20 protein-coding genes are annotated in these 23,191 nt (G+C 60.4%); 15 read left to right on the forward strand and 5 right to left on the reverse strand.

Annotated elements, in window-relative coordinates:
• Nucleotides 1–210 precede the first annotated feature (210 nt).
• The gene (locus tag AC3IT9_RS06295; RefSeq protein ID WP_489272420.1) at nt 211–2,406 is read right to left on the reverse strand and encodes a hypothetical protein; all 2,196 of its coding nucleotides are present in this window, start codon (nt 2,404–2,406) and stop codon (nt 211–213) included.
• A 197-nt stretch (nt 2,407–2,603) separates the two neighbouring features.
• Between AC3IT9_RS06295 and AC3IT9_RS06300 the strand changes: the two genes are divergently transcribed.
• A complete protein-coding gene (locus tag AC3IT9_RS06300; RefSeq protein WP_489272421.1) occupies nt 2,604–3,500 on the forward strand; it encodes an NAD(P)-dependent oxidoreductase in 897 nt (298 codons plus the stop codon).
• Between the two features lie 121 nt (nt 3,501–3,621).
• On the opposite strand, the gene AC3IT9_RS06305 is transcribed toward AC3IT9_RS06300, so the two are convergent.
• Complete coding sequence (locus tag AC3IT9_RS06305; protein ID WP_489272422.1) at nt 3,622–3,987, reverse strand: YkgJ family cysteine cluster protein; 366 nt, start codon at nt 3,985–3,987, stop codon at nt 3,622–3,624.
• Between the two features lie 278 nt (nt 3,988–4,265).
• On the opposite strand from AC3IT9_RS06305, the gene AC3IT9_RS06310 reads away from it, so the two are divergent.
• Nucleotides 4,266–5,615 (forward strand): spinster family MFS transporter, encoded by a 1,350-nt coding sequence (locus tag AC3IT9_RS06310; protein WP_489272423.1) that lies wholly within the window; start codon nt 4,266–4,268, stop codon nt 5,613–5,615.
• A gap of 185 nt (nt 5,616–5,800) precedes the next feature.
• Here AC3IT9_RS06310 and rapA read toward each other — a convergent pair whose 3' ends face one another.
• On the reverse strand, nt 5,801–8,647 hold the full coding sequence (gene rapA / locus AC3IT9_RS06315) for an RNA polymerase-associated protein RapA (RefSeq protein ID WP_150727606.1): 2,847 nt from the start codon (nt 8,645–8,647) through the stop codon (nt 5,801–5,803).
• A gap of 217 nt (nt 8,648–8,864) precedes the next feature.
• On the opposite strand from rapA, the gene AC3IT9_RS06320 reads away from it, so the two are divergent.
• The 3 genes from AC3IT9_RS06320 (at nt 8,865) to ccoM (ending at nt 9,721) form a co-directional block, all read left to right on the forward strand.
• Entirely contained in the window at nt 8,865–9,206 is a 342-nt protein-coding gene (locus AC3IT9_RS06320; RefSeq protein WP_489272425.1) for an aspartate-semialdehyde dehydrogenase, read from the forward strand.
• A gap of 99 nt (nt 9,207–9,305) precedes the next feature.
• Nucleotides 9,306–9,467 (forward strand): hypothetical protein, encoded by a 162-nt coding sequence (locus AC3IT9_RS06325; RefSeq protein ID WP_191624892.1) that lies wholly within the window; start codon nt 9,306–9,308, stop codon nt 9,465–9,467.
• A gap of 143 nt (nt 9,468–9,610) precedes the next feature.
• Nucleotides 9,611–9,721, forward strand: a complete 111-nt coding sequence (gene ccoM / locus AC3IT9_RS06330; RefSeq protein ID WP_007976669.1) for a cytochrome c oxidase subunit CcoM — start codon at nt 9,611–9,613, stop codon at nt 9,719–9,721.
• 273 nt (nt 9,722–9,994) lie between these two features.
• Here ccoM and AC3IT9_RS06335 read toward each other — a convergent pair whose 3' ends face one another.
• Both AC3IT9_RS06335 and AC3IT9_RS06340 read right to left on the reverse strand, forming a co-directional pair.
• On the reverse strand, nt 9,995–11,470 hold the full coding sequence (locus AC3IT9_RS06335; RefSeq protein ID WP_150754143.1) for an inorganic phosphate transporter: 1,476 nt from the start codon (nt 11,468–11,470) through the stop codon (nt 9,995–9,997).
• Between the two features lie 376 nt (nt 11,471–11,846).
• Nucleotides 11,847–12,047, reverse strand: coding sequence for a hypothetical protein (locus AC3IT9_RS06340; RefSeq protein WP_007986337.1), 201 nt, complete (start codon nt 12,045–12,047; stop codon nt 11,847–11,849).
• Nucleotides 12,048–12,740: 693 nt separating this feature from the next.
• Between AC3IT9_RS06340 and pcaR the strand changes: the two genes are divergently transcribed.
• The 10 genes from pcaR (at nt 12,741) to pcaD (ending at nt 23,185) form a co-directional block, all read left to right on the forward strand.
• Nucleotides 12,741–13,583, forward strand: coding sequence for a pca regulon transcriptional regulator PcaR (gene pcaR / locus AC3IT9_RS06345; RefSeq protein ID WP_008054175.1), 843 nt, complete (start codon nt 12,741–12,743; stop codon nt 13,581–13,583).
• Between the two features lie 123 nt (nt 13,584–13,706).
• Nucleotides 13,707–15,053 carry a 4-hydroxybenzoate transporter PcaK gene (pcaK, locus tag AC3IT9_RS06350; protein WP_489272426.1) on the forward strand — a complete coding sequence of 449 codons (1,347 nt, stop codon included), beginning with the start codon at nt 13,707–13,709 and terminating at the stop codon, nt 15,051–15,053.
• A 272-nt stretch (nt 15,054–15,325) separates the two neighbouring features.
• The gene (locus tag AC3IT9_RS06355; protein WP_008054173.1) at nt 15,326–16,183 is read left to right on the forward strand and encodes a CoA transferase subunit A; all 858 of its coding nucleotides are present in this window, start codon (nt 15,326–15,328) and stop codon (nt 16,181–16,183) included.
• Nucleotides 16,183–16,962: a CoA-transferase subunit beta gene (locus AC3IT9_RS06360; protein WP_150757335.1), complete on the forward strand. Its 780-nt coding sequence runs from the start codon at nt 16,183–16,185 to the stop codon at nt 16,960–16,962. The genes AC3IT9_RS06355 and AC3IT9_RS06360 overlap by 1 nt, the downstream gene beginning before the upstream one ends.
• Nucleotides 16,959–18,164, forward strand: a complete 1,206-nt coding sequence (pcaF, locus tag AC3IT9_RS06365) for a 3-oxoadipyl-CoA thiolase (RefSeq protein ID WP_191624893.1) — start codon at nt 16,959–16,961, stop codon at nt 18,162–18,164. Before AC3IT9_RS06360 ends, pcaF begins: the two co-directional genes overlap by 4 nt.
• A gap of 37 nt (nt 18,165–18,201) precedes the next feature.
• Nucleotides 18,202–18,906 carry a protocatechuate 3,4-dioxygenase subunit beta gene (gene pcaH, locus AC3IT9_RS06370; RefSeq protein WP_150727601.1) on the forward strand — a complete coding sequence of 235 codons (705 nt, stop codon included), beginning with the start codon at nt 18,202–18,204 and terminating at the stop codon, nt 18,904–18,906.
• Between the two features lies 1 nt (nt 18,907).
• Entirely contained in the window at nt 18,908–19,474 is a 567-nt protein-coding gene (gene pcaG / locus AC3IT9_RS06375) for a protocatechuate 3,4-dioxygenase subunit alpha (RefSeq protein WP_150727600.1), read from the forward strand.
• Nucleotides 19,475–19,666: 192 nt separating this feature from the next.
• Complete coding sequence (locus tag AC3IT9_RS06380) at nt 19,667–20,971, forward strand: MFS family transporter (protein ID WP_489272428.1); 1,305 nt, start codon at nt 19,667–19,669, stop codon at nt 20,969–20,971.
• Between the two features lie 45 nt (nt 20,972–21,016).
• The gene (locus AC3IT9_RS06385) at nt 21,017–22,381 is read left to right on the forward strand and encodes a 3-carboxy-cis,cis-muconate cycloisomerase (RefSeq protein WP_489272429.1); all 1,365 of its coding nucleotides are present in this window, start codon (nt 21,017–21,019) and stop codon (nt 22,379–22,381) included.
• Nucleotides 22,382–22,393: 12 nt separating this feature from the next.
• The gene (gene pcaD / locus AC3IT9_RS06390) at nt 22,394–23,185 is read left to right on the forward strand and encodes a 3-oxoadipate enol-lactonase (RefSeq protein ID WP_489272431.1); all 792 of its coding nucleotides are present in this window, start codon (nt 22,394–22,396) and stop codon (nt 23,183–23,185) included.
• The last annotated feature ends 6 nt before the right edge of the window (nt 23,186–23,191 follow it).

Raw genomic sequence — 23,191 nt, forward strand, 5'->3', positions numbered from 1 at the left:
CACAGCTTCACGGTGACGTAAACGTAACGGGAACAGTTGAGAGAGCAACTGAACGTCTGCTCAATTGTTTCTGGATGTTGAATTGCGGTGATTGTGGGGCCGCCTTCGCGAGCAGGCTCGCTCCCACAGGGATCGCATTCTTCAGAGGGAACACGGTCAACTGTGGGAGCGAGCCTGCTCGCGATAGGGGCGACGAGTTTTCGTGTCTTGTTAAGCCGTCTTGCCCGTATGGTTATTCAACGAAATAACCTTGGTCTTACCGATCCGGTGACGGTAGATCTCGCGCAGGTACTTGATCGATTTCTTCACGCAATCCCGGGACAGGCGGATGTCGTTGATCGAGACGAACTTTTCCTTGTCGTTGATCAGCTCACGGTACTTCTTCTCGTACATCGGCTTGATCGCGTACCAGTTGGTGTCGAGGATCTTCGCCGGGTTCTCGAATTCGTTGAGCAAGTCGTCGATGCGGCCTTCGTCGAATTCCTCCTGGACGATGAAGTCCAGGATCGAGTTGTCCAGGGTCTCGTCGAAACGGTATGCCGACTTCGCAAAGCAGCGCTTGATGAACGCCACGATCAGCGTCAGGAAGTCGTCCGACAGGCACGGGCTCTTGGCGATCAGGGTGGTCAGCGACAGGTTGGCCGAGGCGCCGATCACCAGCGCGTAGCGCTTGAGCGTGGTGTTGGGGAACAGGCTGTTGAGGTGGGTCTTCAACCGGTTCAGGTCCATGTAGGACAGCTTGTAGTCCTTCGGCAACGAGACGATAGACACCACCGACGAGCAATTCTTGAAGAAGTGCAGGTCGTGCAGGGCCGCCGCGTCGTAACCCGAGTTCTTGTACTGCTCCAGCGACGCGCGATAGCGCTTGGATTCGATCGGCAACAGGCTGATGCCTTCGATGGCCTGGGTGACCTTGTTGAAGTGCGGCAGGTCGATCGAACGGAAGAACAGGTCGTCGATGTTCAGGCGCTGCGGCTCTTTCTCGAACACCTTGAATTTGTCGCTGCTCGGCGCTGGGGTTTCCGGCACCACGGACTCGGCGTAGGCAATCGCCACCGGGCCAGCCAGGCTCATGAACAGGTCGTTGGCGTCCAGGCGGATGGTTTCGCCGATGTCGATGCCGGCGCGACGGAAATAGTTCTGGTCGTAGTCGGTGGTCACCGCCTGGGCCGTCAGAATGTTGAAGATCTGCTGCGAGATGTACTGGTTGGCATGCTTTTCCATGGCATTGACATCAATGTTCTGGATATTGCCGTCATCGTTCTCTTCGGCGTAACGCATGATGTCGTTGGAGATCAGCATCATCGCGTTCCATGGGCGGATGCGGCCCATGACGCTGGCTTCGCTGCTGTCTTCGTTGGCGAAGTTGTAGGAGAAGTCCCACTCTTCCGACAGGTATTTGCACAGCAGGCGGCCGGCGTTGATGTGCAGCGCCTCGGACATTTCACTGCGGTGATCGGAAATGTTCGGCAGTACACAGATGCCACTGGTGAAGATCGGTTCGAAGACGAAGGAGTGGCCGCTCTTGCTGTCGTGCTCGTCCATCGGTTTGGTGTCGAACGTCTTGTTCATGTACGAGTGCTGCTGGGCCAGGCCGAATTCCGAGGCCATGCCCGAGCCGGTACCGCCGCCAGCACTGAAGATCGAGAAGTACAGGCGCGACTGGTTGGCCTTGATGCCGCAGCTGTCGATCAGGTACGAGTGAATCATTTTCCAGTCAGGGCTGGAGAAACGCTGGGTGTCCTTGTTCAGGATGATCTTGGCCAGGTACTGGCCGAGGATCGGCGCGTTGCCGGCGCCACCGGCGTGGACTTCCGACAGGTCCATGATTTTCATCTTGCTGTAGTCGCGCAGGAAGCCGCTTTTTTCGCCCTTGCGCGAGAAGCGGATGCGTCCGGCGATGTCCTTGTCCAGGTCGCCGAGCATCACCAGCGGCTCGACCAGAAACACCGGCTTGGTGTTTTTGTTCTGGCCCAGGCGCAGGTTGTTGAGGATCCACTGGGCCGGGCTGTAGCCCTTTTCGGCAAAACGCTTGTCCGGCGACAGGCGATCTTCGTTGTTGAATTCGTTGAGGTAGAACTTGCGGGCGTTGTACACCAGCTCCGCCACGTCCAGCGCAATGTTCGAGCCGCAGCGGCCCAGGCCGATCAGGCATACCGACGGGAATTCCTGATCGCTGTGCTGTTCGCTGTCGCCTTCCAGGTGTGGTGCGCGCGGGAACACCATGTCGCGCAGGCCGTCGAGGTTGTCGAGGATGCGGTCGGTGTTGGTTTCGGTGAAGTACAGGTATTGCTGGGTCGCCAACGGACGGGATTGGATCAATGGCTTCGGTGATGACGGGCTGTTGGCCGCGGGGCTCAACGTCAGATCGTTTACCGCAGTGGCCGGGTTGTTTTTAGAAGTCATGGTTCGCCATCTACCTGGGCTGATTGGTTGGCCGACTCGCTGTCGTCGAACCGTCACGGAATACAATCGCGTCTTTTTTCAGCGCGTACCTGGACCATGCCTTGGTCTCTGGCCTGAGCATTGCTCGGGGGGGAATCCTTTCCTAAGTCATGATGAATCGGCCAATATTCGGTGATCTTTAATCAAGAAGAGGCAAAATGATGTCAACGCTACCTTCGCTAGGGTTTGCCGGGATCGGCCTGATGGGGCTGCCGATGTGCCGGCGCCTGCTGGCCGCGGGTTATCCGCTGGCGGTATGGAATCGCAATCCGGACAAGTGCAAGCCGCTGGTGGAGGTCGGCGCGCGCCAGGTCGCCAGCCCGGCCGAGCTGTGCCAGCACGCTGACGTGGTGATGCTGTGCCTGGCGGATACGTCGGTGGTACGCGAGGTAGTGTTTGGTCCGACAGGCATTATCGAAGGGGCAGGAAAAGGCCAGCTGCTGGTGGATTTTTCCAGCCTGGAGCCCAACGCCACGCGGGAAATGGCCGCAGAACTTGCTGGTAAAACCGGCATGGGCTGGCTCGACACGCCGGTATCCGGCGGCGTGGTCGGTGCCGAGGCTGGAAGCCTGGCGATCATGGTCGGCGGTGACGTACAGGATCTGGAGCGGGTCCGGCCTGTGCTGTTGAACCTGGGGCAGCGTGTGACACACATGGGCGGCGTCGGGGCAGGGCAGGTGACCAAGGCGTGCAATCAGATGATCGTCGCTTGCAATGCATTGGTGATTGCCGAAGTGGTCGCGCTGGCGGAGCGTTCCGGGGTTGATGCCAGCCTGATCGCTGAAGCGCTGGCCGGCGGCTTTGCCGATTCGAAGCCGTTGCAGATCCTCGCCCCGCAGATGGCGGAAAACCGTTTTGAGCCGGTCAAGTGGCACGTACGGACGTTGCTCAAGGATCTGGATACAGCGGTGAAGTTTTCCCGTGAACAAGGCTCGGCGACACCGATCAGCGGTCTGGCCGCGCAATTGATGCGCCTGCATGGGAGTCAGGGTTTCCTTGAGAAAGACCCGTCTACATTAGTGCAGATGTACCGTGAGCCAGGCTCAGCGTCGTGACGGTGTAGGCGTGCTGGCGCTGGTTGATTTCGTTCAGCACCGGATGCAACTCGGCCAGTGGCACCGGCCGGCTCAGCAGGGATGAGTCGCCGGTGCCGAAGCCATCGATTGGTGCTATTACTCAGGCGATTTTCTTCTGAGGCGTCTCGAAGGCGGGTTGCAGGGCCGGCAAGCCGAAAGCGGCACGGGCCGCGTCGCAATCGGGATTGGCCACGCCATCGACCCACGAAGCGTCGAACTCCCGACAGGTGCTGGAGCGTTTTTCGTAAATCGAGCACTGCACCGTACTGCCCACGTCTCCCACCAGGCTGGTGCAGCGTACGGGTTTGCAGCCCGTGCCGAGCATCGCGACCCGACTGGGGCTGATCTGTTCGACAAGCTCATCGGGTACCGTCCCCCCGGACGAGGCGCATTCACCCCAGAAAAATGACACGCGAAAATGAGAACAGCAGGCACCGCAATTCAGACACGGACTGGCTTCGGACATGGGCGATTATCTAAGGAGGAGTGGAGACACAGGGGGGAAACAAGGCCGCTATTCTAGGCTTCGCCAACGGCTTGGGAAGGGGGGCTCAAAGGTATTTTTCATCGACCGGACGGGCTGCGAAATACCCGCCCTGCGAAAGCTGCGATCCTGTGGGAGCAGGCTGTGCGCCATGGGCAGGTATCAGCCTGGCGAATAATGAAAGACAGGTGCGGCCGCCGTGTCTAGATTGCAAAGTCCGGGGGCAGTGACGCCCCAAAAACAATAAAAGAGACGGACCCATGCAGAACTCGACCCAAGTGGCCAATGCCTGGCGCATCCTGTTCCTGTTGTTCCTGGCCAACCTGTTCAATTTTTTCGACCGCACCATCCCGGCCATCATCATCGAGCCCATTCGCATGGAGTGGCACCTCAGTGATTTCCAGTTGGGGATCATCGGGACGGCATTCACCATCGTCTACGCCATTGCCGGCTTGCCGCTGGGGCGCATGGCCGATACCGGCTCGCGCAGCAAGCTGATGGGTTGGGGATTGGTGGTGTGGAGCGGGTTGACCGCCGTCAACGGCATGGTGGGCAGTTTCTGGAGCTTCCTGATCGTGCGCATGGGCGTCGGCATCGGCGAGGCCAGTTACGCGCCAGCCGCCAACTCGCTGATCGGCGACTTGTTTCCGGCTCACCGCCGGGCGCGGGCCATGGGGATCTTCATGCTGGGGCTGCCATTGGGGTTGTTGCTGGCGTTCTTCACCATCGGCGCGATGGTCAAGGCCTTCGATAGCTGGCGCGCGCCGTTCTTTATCGCCGCGGTGCCCGGGCTGATCCTGGCGATCTTCATGTTTTTCATCAAGGAACCGAAGCGCGGCGCCGCGGAGAGCGTTCAGGTTTCGCAGGAAAAGATCGATCGGCCGATCCGTCGTGTGTTGGCCGTGCCGACCTTCCTGTGGCTGGTGATGGCCGGCCTGTGTTTCAACTTCGCCACCTATGCCTGCAACTCGTTTCTGGTGCCGATGCTGCAACGGTATTTCCTGATGCCGTTGCAAGAAGCGGCGGTCGCCACCGGGGTTATTGTTGGCGTGACCGGGTTGGTCGGCCTGACCCTCGGTGGCTGGATCGCGGACAAGATTCACCAACGGGTCGCCAACGGGCGGCTGTTGTTTGCGGCCTTCAGCCTGGTGATTTCGACGGTCTGCACCGCGTGGGCGCTGCATTCCGGGCGAATCGAGATCGGTGTGTTTGTTGCGGCGTTTAGCCTGGGTTGGTTGTTCGCCTACAACTTCTATACCTGCGTGTACACGGCGATTCAGGATGTGGTCGAGCCGCGGTTGCGGGCAACGGCGATGGCGCTGTTCTTTGCCGGGCTGTACCTGTTGGGCGGTGGCCTGGGGCCGGTGGTGGTCGGGGCCTTGTCAGATCACTTTGCCCACACGGCGATGCTCGCGGCGGGTGCGCAACAGATGACTGAGGCGTTTAAAGCGGTCGGCCTGCATGACGCGATGTACCTGATTCCGGTGGCGCTGTTGTTCACCGTAGTGTTTCTGTTCCTGGCTTCGCGGTGTTTCGTGCGCGATGCCAAGCGGATGAAGGAAGGGTTGGTGGCGGTTGTTGAGCCTGATAGTTCTGCAGTGACTGCCTAACCGCCATCGCGAGCAAGCTCGCTCCCACAGTGGTTAGTGGTGTTCACAGGTTATGTGGTCAACACTAAACCTGTGGGAGCGAGCTTGCTCGCGATGAGGCCATCAGCAGCACTACTGAAATTGAAGTAAACAAAAAAGGCCCGCATCGCTGCGGGCCTTCTTTTTAAGCAGGGTGGAGCAGGGGATTAACCCGCCACCAGCACCCGAATCGCTTCCAGTCGCAGCGCAGCCTTGTCGAGCATGGCCAGGCCTTGTTCGCGTTGATTGCGCAGGGCTACCAGTTCACTGTCGCGCACGGTCGGGTTGACCGCTTGCAACGCGGTCAAGCGCGCCAGTTCTTCCTCGGTATCGGCGGCCAGGCGGCGCTGCGCCTCGGCGACACGCTCAGTGTGGCGCGGCAGGATCTTCGCTTCACCGGCATTGATCCGTGGCGTCAGTTGGTCACGCTGTGCCTGGATGAACTTGTTGGCGCTGGCACGCGGCACGCTTTCGAGCTGATCGTTCAAGGTTTCGAACGACACGCGGGCCGACAGGTCGTTGCCGTTGGTATCGAGCAGGCAGCGCAGGGCGGCCGGTGGCAGGTAGCGGCCCAGTTGCAGCGAACGCGGGGCAACCACTTCGCTGACATACAACAGTTCCAGCAACACGGTGCCCGGCTTCAGCGCCTTGTTCTTGATCAGCGCCACGGCGGTGTTGCCCATGGAACCGGACAGCACCAGGTCCATGCCGCCTTGAACCATCGGGTGCTCCCAGGTAATGAACTGCATGTCTTCGCGAGACAGCGCCTGGTTACGGTCGTAAGTGATGGTCACGCCTTCGTCGTCGCCCAGCGGGAAACTGGCGTCGAGCATTTTTTCGCTCGGCTTGAGGATCAGCGCATTTTCCGAATGGTCTTCGCTGTCGATGCCGAAGGCGTCGAACAGGGTTTCCATGTAGATCGGCAGCGCGAACTGATCGTCTTGCTCAAGGATATCTTCCACCAGCGCATCGCCTTCGCCCGCGCCACCGGAGTTCAGCTCCAGCAAACGGTCACGACCGGTGTGCAACTCGGCTTCCAGACGCTCACGCTCGGTGCGGGCTTCGTCGATCAGCGCCTGCCATTCGCCATCGTCGGCTTCTTCGAGCAGCGGCAGCAGGCGCGGGCCGAACTGGTGCTGCAAGGCGTTGCCGGTCGGGCAGGTGTTGAGGAATGCGTTCAGCGCTTCGTGGTACCACTGGAACAGGCGCTCTTGCGGGCTGGTTTCCAGGTACGGCACGTGCAGTTCGATGATGTGCTTCTGGCCGATCCGGTCCAGACGACCGATACGTTGTTCCAGCAGGTCCGGGTGGGACGGCAGGTCGAACAGCACCAGGTGATGGGAGAACTGGAAGTTGCGACCTTCACTGCCGATTTCCGAGCAGATCAACACCTGCGCACCAAATTCTTCGTCGGCGAAGTAGGCGGCGGCGCGGTCACGCTCGAGGATGTTCATGCCCTCATGGAACACCGTGGCCGGGATGCCGGAGCGCACGCGCAGGGCGTCTTCCAGGTCCATGGCGGTTTCGGCGTGGGCGCAGATCACCAGCACTTTGGTGCGCTTGAGCATCTTCAGTTGATCGATCAGCCACTCGACGCGCGGGTCGAACTTCCACCAGCGTTCTTCTTCGCTGGCATCCGGCTGCGCCTGGAAGCTGACTTCCGGGTACAGCTCGGCGTGATCGCCCAACGGCAGTTCGAGGTATTCGTCCGGGCACGGCAGCGGGTACGGGTGCAGCTTGCGCTCCGGGAAACCCTGCACGGCGGCGCGGGTGTTACGGAACAGCACGCGGCCGGTGCCGTGGCGGTCGAGCAATTCACGCACGAGGCGCGCGCTGGCTTCGGTGTCGCCATCGTTGACGGCGGCCAGCAGGGCTTCGCCTTCGTTGCCGAGGAAGCCGTGGATGGTCTTGTGGGCTTGCGGCGACAGGCGCCCCTTGTCCAGCAACTCCTGAACGGCTTCAGCCACCGGGCGATAGTTTTCGCTCTCGGCGCGGAAGGCTTGCAGGTCGTGGAAGCGGTTCGGGTCGAGCAGACGCAGACGGGCGAAGTGGCTGTCCTGGCCCAGTTGTTCCGGGGTCGCGGTCAACAGCAGCACGCCGGGAATGGTTTCGGCGAGTTGCTCGACCAGGGAATACTCAGGGCTGACCTGATCTTCGTGCCACACCAGGTGGTGAGCTTCGTCGACCACCAGCAAGTCCCAGCCCGCCGCGAACAGCGCGTCCTGGGCTTTCTCGTCGTCCACCAGCCACTCAAGCGCAACCAGTGCGAGCTGGGTGTCTTCGAACGGGTTGCTGGCATCGCTTTCGATGAAGCGTTCTTCGTCGAACAGCGCGACCTGCAGGTTGAAGCGGCGGCGCATTTCTACCAGCCACTGGTGCTGCAGGTTCTCCGGAACCAGGATCAGCACGCGGTTGGCGCGGCCCGAGAGCAATTGGCGATGGATCACCAGGCCGGCTTCGATGGTTTTACCCAGGCCCACTTCGTCGGCCAGCAGAACCCGTGGCGCGATACGGTCGGCGACTTCGCGGGCAATGTGCAACTGGTGCGCGATCGGTTGCGCACGCACGCCACCCAGGCCCCAAAGGGAGGACTGCAACTGGCGGCTGGTATGTTCCAGTGTGTGATAACGCAGGGAGAACCAGGCCAGCGGGTCGATCTGGCCGGCGAACAGACGGTCGCTGGCCAGGCGGAACTGAATGAAGTTCGACAGTTGGGTTTCCGGCAGGGTGACCACTTCGTTATGCCCGTTGAGGCCGTGGTAAACCAGCAGGCCATCAACGTCATCGACTTCGCGGACGGTCAGCTTCCAGCCTTCGAAGTGAGTGATGGAGTCACCCGGCGAAAACCGCACACGGGTGAGGGGCGCATTCCTTAGCGCGTACTGGCGAGTGTCGCCAGTGGCCGGATAGAGCACGGTCAACAAGCGGCCGTCCTGTGCCAGAACGGTGCCTAAACCCAGCTCGGCTTCGCTGTCACTGATCCAGCGTTGCCCCGGTTGATACTGCTGCGCCATGCTGCCTGACTCCCACCTGAAAAAGCGGGCTATCTTAACGGAATGAGGGCTTCAGGGCCAAAGGACTCTCAGAAAAACTCACAGTCATACGTTAGCCCACCTGTGCATGACGCGCCGCCCGGTGCACTAATGAGTGCCAAATGAGTCACAGTTTGCGACCGATGGCTCAAGACGCCATCCCCGCAGCCGACAGCCTGCTGACAGGAGACTGAAAACCATGCTGCCACCGATGCTCCCCCTGAGTGCCGTGCCGATCACTTCACAGACCGACCCGATCCGCCTGCGTCCGGACATTCCACCGGTGGTGCCGGTGCAGGAAAGCTCCAGTGAAAGCACCATCGACCTGCAAAAGCGCAATCCTGAAGAGGACGGGCTGGTGCTGCGCGAGGAGCAGCGCCGCAGGCAGGAGCAGGAACGACGCCGCCACGAGGCTGATAATGATCCCGAGGCTCACCTGGCGATTCCCGGCGATGAACTCAATGCCGACAACACCGTGCCGGTGGCGCCGCTGATGGAAGATCAGCCGCGGCAGGGGCTGTGGGTCGATATCGAGATTTGAGCACAGGCTGGTCAGCGCGGCCGTCAGGCCGCATTATTGGCGCAGGGTTGCCGAACGCTACGACGGCTTAAACTCATTTCAAGCGATGCACTGACCGCCATGAGCCAAGACGACAAACTGATTGACCTCAATGCTGAACGCGCCAAGCGTGTTCATGACCTCAATGACAAGCGACTCAATGAAGTTCGCCAGGCGTTCGAGCAGGCCATGCCGTTGGGCAAGTCCGGGAAAAAGCCGAAAAACAAACCGAAAAAGCGCTGAAGTCCCCCGCATTCATTGATGCGGGTCAAATTTTTCCCTTCCTCTTGCCCAGTCTCGGGCGACATTGATCCCGGTCAATATTCTCTCCTGCCCGTTTGGTTAACTTAGCCCTATCGCAACAGGGCAAGTACAGGAGACGCGTCATGTTTTTCGACAACGTGGTGATCGCCGGAGTGCTGACTGTCAGCCTCATGTTTGTATTTTTTGCAGGGTTCGGACTTTTTATCTGGAAGGATTCGCACAAGCGGAAATAACCGTAGTTCTTTCTGGATGTAATGAGCACGCAAGGCATTTTGGGCAACTTCGGTTGCCCTTTTTTTTGTCTGCAAAAAACTGTTGGAGTGCATAAAGCCACTGTGGGAGCGGGCTTGCTCGCGAAGGCGGTGGATCAGTCAACATCTTCGTTGAATGTAAAGCCGCCTTCGCGAGCAAGCCCGCTCCCACATTAATTGTGTAATGTCGGAAGTAGGCGGCAATAAAAAAGGCGCGTTCCTTGCGGAGCGCGCCTTTTTTGGTTTGGCTGCTTATCAGCTGCCAAGGGCCTTCGATGCCAGCCAGAACAACCCGGCCGACAGGGTCACGGTGGCTGGCAGGGTCAATACCCAGGCCAGCAGGATGGTTCTGACGGTGCCGCTTTGCAGGCCGCTTTTGTTGGCGACCATGGTGCCCGCCACGCCCGAGGACAGCACGTGGGTGGTGGAAACCGGCAGGCTGAAGATGTTCGCCATGCCGATCAGGCTGGCGGTGGTGATCTGCGCCGACATGCCTTGGGAGTAGGTCATGCCTTGCTTGCCGATCTTCTCGCCAATGGTCAGTACCACGCGTTTCCAGCCGACCATGGTGCCCAGGCCCAAGGCCAGTGCAACCGCCAGGATCACCCAGAACGGAGCGTATTCGGTGGTGGTGGTCAGGTCCTTGCGCAGCTTGTCCAAGTCAGCCTTTTCGCGGGGGGCGAGCGTTGGCAGCTTGCTGACTTTCTTCGCCGTGTCGTCCAGGCAGAGCAGGTAGCGACGTACTTCGATGCGGCTTTCCGACGGCAGCGAGTGGTAGTCGGCTACACCCTTGAGGGTGCCGAGCAGGGCGGTGATGGTCGGTTCGGTCTGTTGCGGGTTGCAACGGAATTTCTCCGGCAGATCGCCATCCAGGCTTTTGCCCAGGGCCAGGAACTCGCCCAGTGTTTCGGAATTACGCTGGTAGAACTGGCTCAGGTGCAACGTGGCGTCGCGAGTCCGCTCGATCTGGTAGGTCGTGCTGTTCAGGTCGAGGACGAACTGCGCCGGCACGATACCGATCAGGACCAGCATGATCAGGCCGATACCTTTCTGGCCATCGTTGGAACCGTGCACGAAACTCACGGCCATGGCCGAGATCACCAGTACCAGGCGATTCCAGAACGGCGGGTGTTTCTTGTCGTCGATCTTGCGGCGCTGTTCCGGCGTCTTGTGCATCTTCGACAGCGGGCGCCACCATTTAAGGCCGATCAGGATCAGCGCGGCGATCAGGAAACCGGCCATCGGCGAGAACACAAGCGACATGGCGATATCGATCGCCTTCTGCCAGTTCACGCCATCGGCCAACGGTATGTCGTTGATCAAGGCGTTCGCCAGGCCCACACCGAGGATCGAACCGATCAGCGTGTGAGAACTGGACGCGGGAATACCGAAGTACCAGGTGCCCAGGTTCCAGGTAATGGCGGCGGCTAGCAACGAGAACACCATGGCCAGTCCGTGACCGGTGTTCACATTGATCAGCAGTTCTACCGGCAGCAGGTGGACGATGGCATACGCCACGCCGACCCCGCCCAGCAGCACGCCGAGGAAGTTGAACACACCGGAGAAGAACACCGCCAGATGAGGCGGCATGGCTTTGGTGTAGATAACGGTCGCCACCGCGTTAGCGGTGTCATGAAAGCCGTTGATGAACTCGAATGCGAGGACAAAGGCCAGGGCGAGCAAGAGGCTCACAAGCACCCAAGCATCCAGTCCGCTGAATAAATCGATCATGAAGGTTTTCTGACCCGGTCATAAGGGGGCGCGATTATGCCAGAAAAGACTGCTAATCAATGCACTAGCTGCTCATCGGTAACATTCTTCAACGAATTTCTTTGCCGCAGCACCGGAAAACCCAGGGTTTTGCTGAGTTTTTTAAGTTATTGATTTTATTGAAAAAATACGCTGTCACAAAACCTTCACGACCCGGTAAGAGGGGCTTGAACGGTTGTGCGAAAAATCTGAGAAATAGGTCAGATACCGGAAATCTGCCTGATTCAACGACGGTAATGGCCGCTGCCCGCTCATAGCGGGCACGCAAGGCAACATCAATACATCCCGCTTTTAACGGGTGCAGAGGCAGGCCTTTGTAAGGATCAGGCCAAAGCAGTCACGGCTCTTCGGCTTTGAGTTCCTTTTCCATTTTTTGAAGTTCTTGCTGGAAAACCTGATCCTGAACGGTGGCGCGTTTACGCCAGGGTTTGCGTTCCGGTTCGGGTTGAGCGGCGTAAGTGGTGACTTCTCCGCCGTAAACTTCCTTGTAACGTTGTTCCTGGCGCTCTAGTTCCGCGCGCAGTTCGTCTTTCGTCACAGTGCTACCTGTTTGAGTTGGGATAAATTCTGGTGAAAACGCGCTGCATCAAATCGATCGATCACGTTCGTCGAATGGGCAATGCCCATCAAGGCATCGTTTTTTGGCAACGACGTGATCAATACTTCCATGTCACAGGCGGCCACGGCACCAGAGATAAACAGCTGACGTAGCTTCAGTTTCCTGTTTCAGCAAGCGCACTGGCAAGGCTGTGCAATGCGGATCTGGCGCTTGCAACGGGCAACGGCGATGGAACATCGCATTGCCGGGCAGCGGGTTCGGCAAGTAAAAAACCGAAGCGCTACTGAATTGTATTATAGCGGCCGATTTGAAGAACACTATCTCCAAAGAGTTAAAAGTGGATCCTGGTGTGTGACCGTTTTGTTGCTCGATACTTTGCGATTAACTAGAACGTCGACGGATACCACATCGCTGCGGTGCCTTTCTGACACCATTAAGTCGGGCAAGTTACGGTAATTGGATTGCCCCATTAAGTCCTGTGTCGAGTCGAGGTAAACATGAGGGTCGCGAGTCAGCGAAAATCCGGACACCGGCGGATCGGGCGATTTATCCGGTGGATTGCGATTATCGGTCGAGCGTTCGATAATCGCACGGACTTGGCAGGCCGGGCTTGAGCGTCAGGCGCTGGCCCTTTGTAATAGTCGCTGATCCGAGTGGGTAAAAGGACCTTGTATGAACGATCAAATGCGCAATTCCTTCGCTTCAGTAGCTCCGCCCATCGTTGCTTCACCGGCCAAACGGATCCAGGCACTGACCGGCGACCCGGATTTCATGACGTCCCTGGCCCGTGGCCTGGCCGTGGTGCAAGCGTTCCAGGAGCGCAAGCGGCACCTGACCATCGCCCAGATCAGCCACCGCACGGAAATTCCCCGCGCCGCCGTGCGCCGTTGCCTGCACACCCTGATCAAACTCGGCTACGCCACCACCGACGGCCGCACCTATTCGTTGCTGCCCAAAGTGCTGACCCTCGGCCATGCCTACGTGTCATCGACGCCACTGGCGGTTTCCGCCCAACCTTACCTGGACCGCATGAGCGAGCAACTGCACGAGGCCTGCAACATGGCCACGCTGGAAGGTGATGACATTTTGTACATCGCCCGCTCTGCGACCACGCAGCGGCTGATTTCGGTGGACCTGTCGGTGGGCGGGCGCTTGCCGGCCTATTGCACGTCGATGGGGCGGATCCTGCTGGCCGCGCTGGATGACACGTCGCTGGGCGAATACCTCGACCACGCCGAATTGCAAGCCAAGACCAGCCGCACGATTCACACCCCCGAGGCATTGCTCGAATGCCTGCAAGAAGTACGACTGCAAGGCTGGTGCATCGTCGACCAGGAACTCGAGCAAGGGCTGCGTTCGATTGCCGTCCCGGTGTACGACGCTTCCGGGCAGGTAGTTGCGGCCCTCAACGTCAGCACCCATGCGGGGCGGGTCAGCCGCAATGAACTTGAACAGCGTTTCCTGCCCGGTTTGTTGAGCGCCAGCCGCGACCTCAGTGCCCAGCTGTTTGCCTAAGCTGTTCGATAAACGCACAGAGTTGCGTTTATCGAATTGACGCTGTTTCCTGCGGATCATTACTGTCGCGGCTTCGTCAGCATCTGCTGACACCGTTCGACTGCGATCCGTGGAATAAAAATAATGAACCAGCCTCAGTCTGCTGTAGGTAACTGCCTCGACGTGCAGTCCTTCATCAATGCCCAACCCATTTCGCGCTACCAGTGGCGCGTGGTGATCCTGTGTTTCCTGATTGTCTTCCTCGATGGCCTCGACACCGCAGCCATGGGTTTCATCGCCCCGGCCCTGTCCCAGGACTGGGGTATCGACCGCGCCAGCCTTGGTCCGGTGATGAGTGCGGCGCTGATCGGCATGGTCTTCGGCGCACTGGGCTCGGGCCCGTTGGCTGACCGCTTCGGGCGAAAAGTCGTACTGGTCGGTGCGGTGCTGTTGTTCGGCGCCTTCAGCCTGGCCTCGGCCTACAGCAGCAATGTCGATCAGTTGCTGGTGTTGCGCTTCCTGACCGGCCTGGGGTTGGGCGCTGGCATGCCGAACGCCACCACGCTGCTGTCGGAGTACACGCCGGAGCGCAAGAAGTCCCTGCTGGTGACCAGCATGTTCTGCGGCTTCAACCTCGGCATGGCCGGCGGCGGATTTATCTCGGCCAAGCTCATTCCGGCCTTTGGCTGGCACAGCCTGCTATTGATTGGTGGAGTTCTGCCGCTGATCCTCGCCGTCGTTTTGCTGTTCTGGCTGCCGGAGTCGGCGCGTTACCTGGTGGTGCGCAACCGCGGTACGGACAAAGTGCGCAAGGCACTGGCGCCGATTGACCCGACGGTGGTGGCCCAGGCATCCAGTTTCAGCGTGCCGGAACAGAAGACCGTGAAGGCACGCAATGTGTTCGCGGTGATCTTCTCCGGCACCTACAGCACCGGCACCTTGTTGTTGTGGCTGACCTACTTCATGGGCCTGGTGATTGTTTACCTGTTGACCAGTTGGCTGCCGACCCTGATGCGTGACAGTGGCGCGAGCATGGAGCAGGCCGCCTTCATCGGCGCGCTGTTCCAGTTTGGTGGTGTGCTGAGTGCGGTAGGCGTGGGTTGGGCGATGGACCGGTTCAATCCGCACAAGGTCATCGGAATTTTCTACCTGCTGGCCGGGGTGTTTGCCTACGCGGTAGGGCAGAGCCTGGGCAACATCGCGCTGCTGGCGACGCTGGTGCTGGTGGCCGGGATGTGTGTCAACGGTGCGCAATCGGCAATGCCGTCACTGGCGGCGCGGTTCTATCCCACTCAAGGGCGTGCTACCGGTGTGTCATGGATGCTCGGGATCGGCCGTTTCGGCGCCATCCTCGGGGCGTGGATGGGCGCGACGTTGCTGGGGCTGGGCTGGAACTTCGAGCAAGTGCTGACGGCGCTGGTGATTCCGGCGGCACTGGCAACCACGGCGGTGGTGATCAAGGGCATGGTCAGTCATGCGGATGCGACCTGATTCCGGTTTGAAATAGTGGTGTAGCAGGAAAAGATCGTAGCCTTCGGCAGCTCCTACAGGGGAATGTGTAAATCCGTAGGAGCTGCCGCAGGCTGCGATCTTTTGGGGGCAGCCTATAAAGATAGCCAAGCAACAATATGTTCGATAATCGAACGGTTAGTCGATTATCGGATTGTTTGGCGTTTTGCACGGGCTTAATCTTCAGTCATTCCGGCGCTGCGCATCGGCGCCTTCTTCCACTGTCGGTTAACAATAAACGGGAGCCTGCCCCAATGGCTGAAATCCTTTCGCTGCACGACGCGGTGAAGCAATTCGTAAACGACGGCGATACGGTCGCGCTCGAAGGCTTTACTCACCTGATCCCGACGGCGGCGGGTCACGAAATCATTCGCCAGGGCAAGAAAGACCTGACCTTGGTGCGGATGACCCCTGACCTGATCTACGACCAGTTGATCGGTGCCGGTTGTGCCCGCAAGCTGATTTTCTCCTGGGGTGGTAACCCTGGCGTAGGTTCGCTGCACCGTCTGCGTGACGCCGTAGAGAAGCAGTGGCCCCACGCGCTGGAAATCGAAGAACACAGCCATGCCGACCTGGCCAATGCCTACGTCGCCGGCGCTTCTGGCCTGCCATTCGCGGTGCTGCGTGCCTACGCCGGTTCCGACTTGCCGAAGGTCAACCCGCTGATCAAATCCGTCACTTGCCCGTTCACTGGCGAAGTGTTGGCCGCCGTGCCTTCGGTGCGCCCCGACATTACCGTGATTCACGCGCAGAAAGCCGACCGCAAGGGCAACGTGCTGCTCTGGGGCATCCTCGGCGTGCAGAAAGAAGCTGCGCTGGCGGCCAAGCGCTGCATCGTCACCGTTGAGGAAATCGTCGACGACCTCAATGCGCCGATGAACTCCTGTGTATTGCCAACCTGGGCCTTGAGCGCGGTTTGCCACGTACCTGGCGGCGCGCATCCGTCCTACGCCCATGGTTACAACGAGCGCGACAACCGCTTCTACCAAGCCTGGGACCCGATTGCCCGCGACCGTGAAACCTTCACCGCCTGGATCAACGAATACATCCACGGCAGCGCTGACTTCAGCGAGTTCCAGGCCAAACTGGCCGCCGCTTCGGAGGCGAAGTAATGACTTACACGACAAATGAAATGATGACCGTCGCCGCCGCTCGCCGTCTGAAGAATGGCTCGGTGTGCTTCGTCGGTATCGGCCTGCCGTCGAAAGCGGCCAACCTGGCGCGCCTGACTTCCTCGCCTGATGTCGTCCTGATCTACGAATCGGGTCCGATCGGTGCCAAGCCAAGCGTATTGCCGCTGTCGATCGGTGACGGTGAACTGGCGGAAACCGCCGACACCGTAGTCCCGACCGGCGAGATTTTCCGTTACTGGCTGCAGGGCGGGCGCATTGACGTCGGCTTCCTCGGCGCGGCGCAGGTCGACCGTTTCGGCAATATCAACACCACTGTGGTCGGTGATTACCACGCGCCGAAAGTCCGTCTGCCGGGTGCCGGTGGCGCACCGGAGATTGCCGGTTCCGCCAAGAGCGTGTTGATCATCCTCAAGCAGTCGTCGCGCTCCTTTGTCGATAAACTCGATTTCATTACCTCGGTCGGCCACGGCGAGGGCGGCGATTCGCGCAAGCGTCTCGGCCTGCCAGGCGCCGGTCCGGTGGGGATCATCACCGACCTGTGCATCATGGAACCGGAGGAAGGCACCCACGAATTCGTGGTCACCGCACTGCACCCGGGCGTGACCCGCGAGCAAGTGGTTACTGCCACCGGTTGGGCGATTCGCTTTGCCGACCATGTCGAGCAAACTGCTGAACCGACTGAAGTCGAACTGACCGCGCTGCGCGACCTCGAAGCCCGCACCGCCGCGGCACACGGCCAAGCCCCCGGAGAAGCGTGATGCGTGACGTTTATATCTGCGACGCGATTCGTACCCCCATCGGCCGTTTCGGCGGTGGCCTGTCGACGGTGCGTGCCGACGATCTGGCCGCGGTGCCGATCAAGGCACTGATGGAGCGTAACCCGTCGGTGGACTGGAACGCCGTGGACGAGGTGTTCCTCGGCTGCGCCAACCAGGCCGGTGAAGACAACCGCAACGTTGCGCGTATGGCACTGTTGCTGGCCGGCCTGCCGGAAACCATTCCCGGCGTGACCCTCAACCGCCTCTGCGCTTCGGGCATGGATGCCATCGGCACCGCGTTCCGCGCTATCGCCAGCGGCGAGATGGAGCTGGCGATTGCCGGTGGCGTCGAGTCGATGTCCCGCGCACCGTTCGTGATGGGCAAGGCCGATGCCGCGTTTTCGCGCAACATGAAGCTCGAAGACACCACCATCGGCTGGCGTTTCATCAACCCGTTGATGAAAGCCCAGTACGGTGTGGATGCGATGCCGCAGACCGCTGACAACGTGGCCGACGATTACAAGGTGTCCCGCGCCGATCAGGACGCGTTCGCCCTGCGCAGTCAACAACGCACGGCCGCCGCGCAAGCTGCCGGGTTCTTCGCCGAAGAAATCGTTGAAGTGCGCATAGCCCACAAGAAGGGTGAAACCGTGGTCAGCCAGGACGAGCATCCTCGCGCCGACACCACCCTGGAAGCCCTGACCAAGCTCAAACCGGTCAACGGCCCCGACAAAACCGTAACCGCCGGCAATGCTTCGGGTGTGAACGACGGCGCCGCCGCGTTGATCCTGGCCTCGGCCGAAGCGGTGAAGAAACACGGCCTGACTGCCCGCGCCAAAGTGCTGGGCATGGCCAGCGCCGGTGTCGCCCCGCGGGTGATGGGCATTGGCCCGGTGCCGGCGGTGCGTAAACTGATCGAACGCCTCGGTGTGGCGGTCAGCGATTTCGACGTGATCGAACTCAACGAAGCCTTCGCCAGCCAAGGCTTGGCGGTGCTGCGTGAACTGGGGATCGCGGACGACGCGGCCCAGGTCAACCCGAACGGTGGCGCGATTGCCTTGGGTCATCCGTTGGGCATGAGCGGCGCGCGGCTGGTGTTGACCGCGTTGCATCAGTTGGAAAAAACCGCTGGCAAGAAAGGTCTGGCGACCATGTGCGTCGGTGTCGGTCAGGGTCTGGCCCTGGCGATCGAGCGCGTCTGACGCGCTCTGAAGACTTATAAGAACTGAGGAATGCTTCATGACTGACAAGCCTGGTTACCGTCGCCCGCAGGCGGGCACTCAGCCGGAGTACCTGCACCCGGCCTATCAATCCACCAACCTGCGCTCGCCGTCGAAACCGTTGGTGTTCCTGCCTCATTCGTTGTCGGAAATTACCGGTCCGACCATCGGTGCCGAGCGCGTCAACGAGAAGGACAGCGACCTGACCGCCCAGCACGAGGGGCAGCCACAGGGTGAGCGCATCATCATCCACGGCCGTGTGCTGGATGAAAACGGTCTGCCGGTGCCGGGGATTCTGGTGGAGATCTGGCAGGCCAACGCCGCCGGTCGCTACGCCCATGCCCGCGACCTGCACGACGCGCCGCTGGACCCGAATTTCACCGGCACCGGCCGCACCGTGACCGACGCCGATGGCTGGTATCAGTTCCAGACCATCAAGCCCGGCGCCTATCCGTGGGGCAACCACCACAACGCCTGGCGCCCGGCGCATATCCATTTCTCGCTGTTCGGGCCGAGCATCCTGACGCGCCTGGTGACGCAGATGTATTTCCCGGGCGACCCGTTGCTGGCGTACGACCCGATCTACAACTGCGTGCCCGATACCAGTGCCAAAGAGCGCTTGATCGCCACGTTCGATCTGGAAAAAACCATCCCTTCCTATGCCCTCGGTTATCGCTGGGACATCGTTTTGCGCGGCCGCGACGCCACGCCGATGGAGAAATAAGATGACGCTGACTGCGACCACGTCCCACACCGTCGGGCCGTACTACCACATCGGCCTGACCTGGCTGAACCGCGAAAACCTGACCGTCGAACAAACCCTGGGCGAGCGCGTGGCGATCACCGGGCAAGTGGTCGATGGCAACGGTGATGTCGTCAATGACGCGATGCTGGAAGTCTGGCAGGCCAACGCCGCTGGCAAGTACGACCACCCGGAGGACGACCAGGACAAACCCCTGGACCCGAACTTCGAAGGTTTTGGCCGGGTGCCGGTGGATGCCGAAGGGCGTTTCCGTTTCACCACCATCAAGCCGGGCACGGTCGAGGGGCTCAAAGGCACGACCCAGGCACCGCACCTGGTGGTACTGGTGTTTGCCCGTGGCCTGGTCAAGCACCTGCTGACGCGGATTTACTTTGATGGCGAAGCGGCGAACGTGAATGATCCGTTGCTGGAGTGCGTGCCGGCCGAGCGCCGCAGTACGCTGCTGGCCAAGCAGGATGCTTCGGGCGTGTACCAGTGGAACGTGATTCTGCAGGGCACCGATGCCGAGACGGTGTTCTTTGATTACTGAGTGAACACCATCCCCTTGTGGGAGCGGGCTTGCTCGCGAAGGCGGTATGTCAGGCAACATTTTTATCGACTGACACTACGCCTTCGCGAGCAAGCCCGCTCCCACAGTGGATTTTTGTTGCTGACGTATTGCGGAACGGGAGTGTTGCAAAGTGTGTCTAGACTCTCACTGTCCCCATTGAGTGAAAAAATAATGACAACACCCGCAGCGCCTATAGCCCTTTATACGAGCGAAGAACGCAGCAAGCGGATCTTCGCCATTGTCGGTGCCTCGTCCGGCAACCTGGTCGAATGGTTCGACTTCTACGTCTACGCCTTCTGTGCGATCTATTTCGCACCGGCGTTTTTTCCGTCCGATAACCCCACCGTGCAACTGGTCAACACCGCTGGCGTGTTCGCCGCCGGGTTCCTGATGCGGCCGATTGGTGGCTGGATTTTCGGGCGCTTGGCGGACAAGCACGGACGCAAGAATTCGATGTTGATCTCGATTCTGATGATGTGTTTCGGCTCGCTGCTTATCGCCTGCCTGCCGACCTACAACAGCATCGGGGTCTGGGCGCCGATCCTGTTGCTGTTCGCCCGTTTGCTGCAAGGCTTGTCGGTGGGCGGCGAGTACGGCACTACCGCGACCTATATGAGTGAAGTGGCGCTCAAGGGCCAGCGCGGTTTCTTCGCCTCGTTCCAGTACGTGACCCTGATCGGCGGCCAGTTGCTCGCGGTGTCGCTGGTGGTGATCCTGCAACAGTTCCTCACCGAAGATGACCTGCGTGCCTACGGCTGGCGGATTCCCTTCGTGGTGGGTGCCATGGCGGCGCTGGTTTCGCTGTATCTGCGTCGTTCGCTGAAAGAAACCACCAGCAAGGAAATGCGCGAAAACAAAGACGCCGGCAGTATCCGCGCGTTGTTTCGCGACCATAAAGCTGCGTTCATCACCGTGCTCGGATACACCGCCGGTGGCTCGCTGATTTTCTACACCTTCACCACGTACATGCAGAAGTACCTGGTGAACACCGCCGGCATGCCGGCCAAGACCGCCAGCTACATCATGACCGGCGCGCTGTTCCTCTATATGTGCATGCAACCGATTTTCGGCATGCTCGCCGACAAGATCGGCCGGCGTAACTCGATGCTCTGGTTCGGCGCCCTCGGCACGCTGTTCACTGTGCCGATCCTGTTGAGCCTGAAAAGCGTGACAAGTCCGTTCCTGGCCTTTGTGTTGATTACCCTGGCGCTGGTGATCGTCAGTTTCTACACCTCGATCAGCGGTTTGGTAAAAGCCGAAATGTTCCCGTCGCAAGTACGTGCCTTGGGCGTTGGCCTGGCGTATGCGGTGGCGAATGCGATCTTCGGTGGTTCGGCGGAGTATGTGGCCTTGAGCCTCAAGGCCGTGGGCATGGAAAACTCCTTCTACTGGTACGTCACGGTGATGATGGCGGTGGCATTCCTGTTCAGCCTGCGCCTGCCGAAACAGGCGAAGTATCTGCAGCACGACCTTTGATCTTCACGCGCGGGTCGCAAAGGCCCGCGCCTTCAGGAACTGTTTATGAACCAGCGACCGGGCAATCAATTGTTCGATGCCTATTTCACGGCCCGCGCTATGCGTGAGGTGTTCTGCGATCAGGGCCGCGTCCAGGCCATGCTCGACTTCGAAGCGGCACTGGCCCGGGCCGAAGCGCGGGTCGGGATGATTCCGTCGAGTGCTGTCGCGCCGATTGAAGCGGCTTGCAGCGCCGGGCTTTACGACTTTGCGGCGTTGGGCGAGGCGATTGCCACGGCCGGTAACTCGGCGATTCCGTTGGTCAAGGCGCTGGGCAAACAGATCGCTGCCACCGATGCCGAAGCCGAACGCTATGTGCATCTGGGCGCGACCAGCCAGGACGTGATGGACAGCGGCCTGGTGCTGCAACTGCGCCGCGCACTGGAATTGATCGAGAGCGACCTGGCACAACTGGGGCAGACCCTCGCGTCCCAGGCCCGGCGCTACGCGACCACGCCATTGGCCGGACGCACCTGGCTGCAGCATGCGACGCCGGTCACCCTCGGCATGAAAATCGCCGGCTGGCTGGGGGCGGTGACCCGCAATCGCCAACGCTTGGCCGAACTCAAGCCGCGCCTGCTGGTGCTGCAATTCGGCGGTGCGTCCGGAACCCTTGCAGCCCTTGGCGACCAGGCCATGCCGATTGCCCAGGCGCTGGCCGAAGAACTGCAACTGACCTTGCCCGATCAGCCATGGCATACCCAGCGTGATCGCGTGGTGGAGTTCGGCGCCGTGCTCGGCCTGATCGCCGGCAGCCTCGGCAAGCTTGGGCGCGATATCAGCCTGTTGATGCAGACCGAGGCCGCGGAAGTGTTCGAACCCTCGGCGCCGGGCAAGGGCGGTTCCTCGACCATGCCGCACAAACGCAATCCGGTGGGCGGGGCGGTGCTGATCGGCGCGGCGACGCGTGTACCCGGTTTGCTCTCGACGTTGTTCAGCGCCATGCCCCAGGAACACGAGCGCAGCCTCGGCCTGTGGCATGCCGAGTGGGAAACCCTGCCGGAGATTTGCTGCCTGGTGTCGGGCAGCCTGCAGCAATCATTGTTGATCGCCCAAGGGCTGGAAGTGGATGCCGAGCGCATGGCGCGCAACCTCGATTTGACCCAGGGCCTGGTACTTGCCGAAGCGGTGAGCATCGTCCTCGCGCAACGGGTCGGCCGCGATACCGCGCACCATCTGCTCGAACAATGCTGCAAACGCGCCGTGGCTGAACAACGTCATCTGCGTGCGGTCCTCGGCGACGAACCGCAAGTGACCGCCGAACTGTCGGCGGCTGAACTCGATCATCTGCTGGACCCCGCCCACTATCTCGGTCAGGCCAAAACCTGGGTCGAGCGGGCGGTGGCTGAACATTCTGCATTGACTGCCTGAAGGAGACTTGCTGTGGCTTTTGTACAACTCGCCGAGGGCGAACTGCATTACCAACTCGATGGACCGGTCGATGCGCCGGTACTGGTGCTGTCCAACTCCCTGGGCACGGACCTGCACATGTGGGACGCGCAGATCCCGGCGTTCACCGAGCATTTTCGCGTGCTGCGTTTCGACACCCGTGGTCACGGCCAATCGCTGGTGACGCCGGGCCCGTACAGCATCGAGCAACTGGGCCACGACGTGCTTGCCTTGCTGGATGCCTTGCACATCGAGCGCGCGAATTTCTGCGGATTGTCCATGGGCGGGTTGATCGGCCAGTGGCTGGGCATCAATGCCGGCGAGCGCCTGAACAAACTGATCGTGTGCAACACCGCAGCGAAAATCGGCGATCCGTCGGTGTGGAACCCGCGTATCGAAATGGTGCTGCGTGATCGTCAGGCGGCCATGGTTGCCCTGCGCGATGCGTCAATTGCCCGCTGGTTTACCCCGGACTTCTCCGAAGCCAACCCGGCGGCAGCCAAGCAGATTACCGACATGCTCGCGGCTACTTCGCCCGAAGGTTATGCGGCCAATTGCGCGGCGGTGCGCGATGCCGATTTCCGTGAACAGTTGTCTGCGATCAAAGTGCCGTTGCTGGTGGTTGCCGGTACCGAAGATGCGGTGACGCCACCGTCCGGAGGGCATTTCATTCAAGAGCATGTGCGCGGGGCCGAGTACGCCGAGTTCTACGCAGCGCATTTGTCCAACGTCCAGGCTGGCAATGCGTTCAGCGAGCGCGTGCTGGCGTTTCTGTCGGCTGATTGAGGGTAT

The organism is Pseudomonas sp. KH_046_1, from assembly GCF_057839025.1.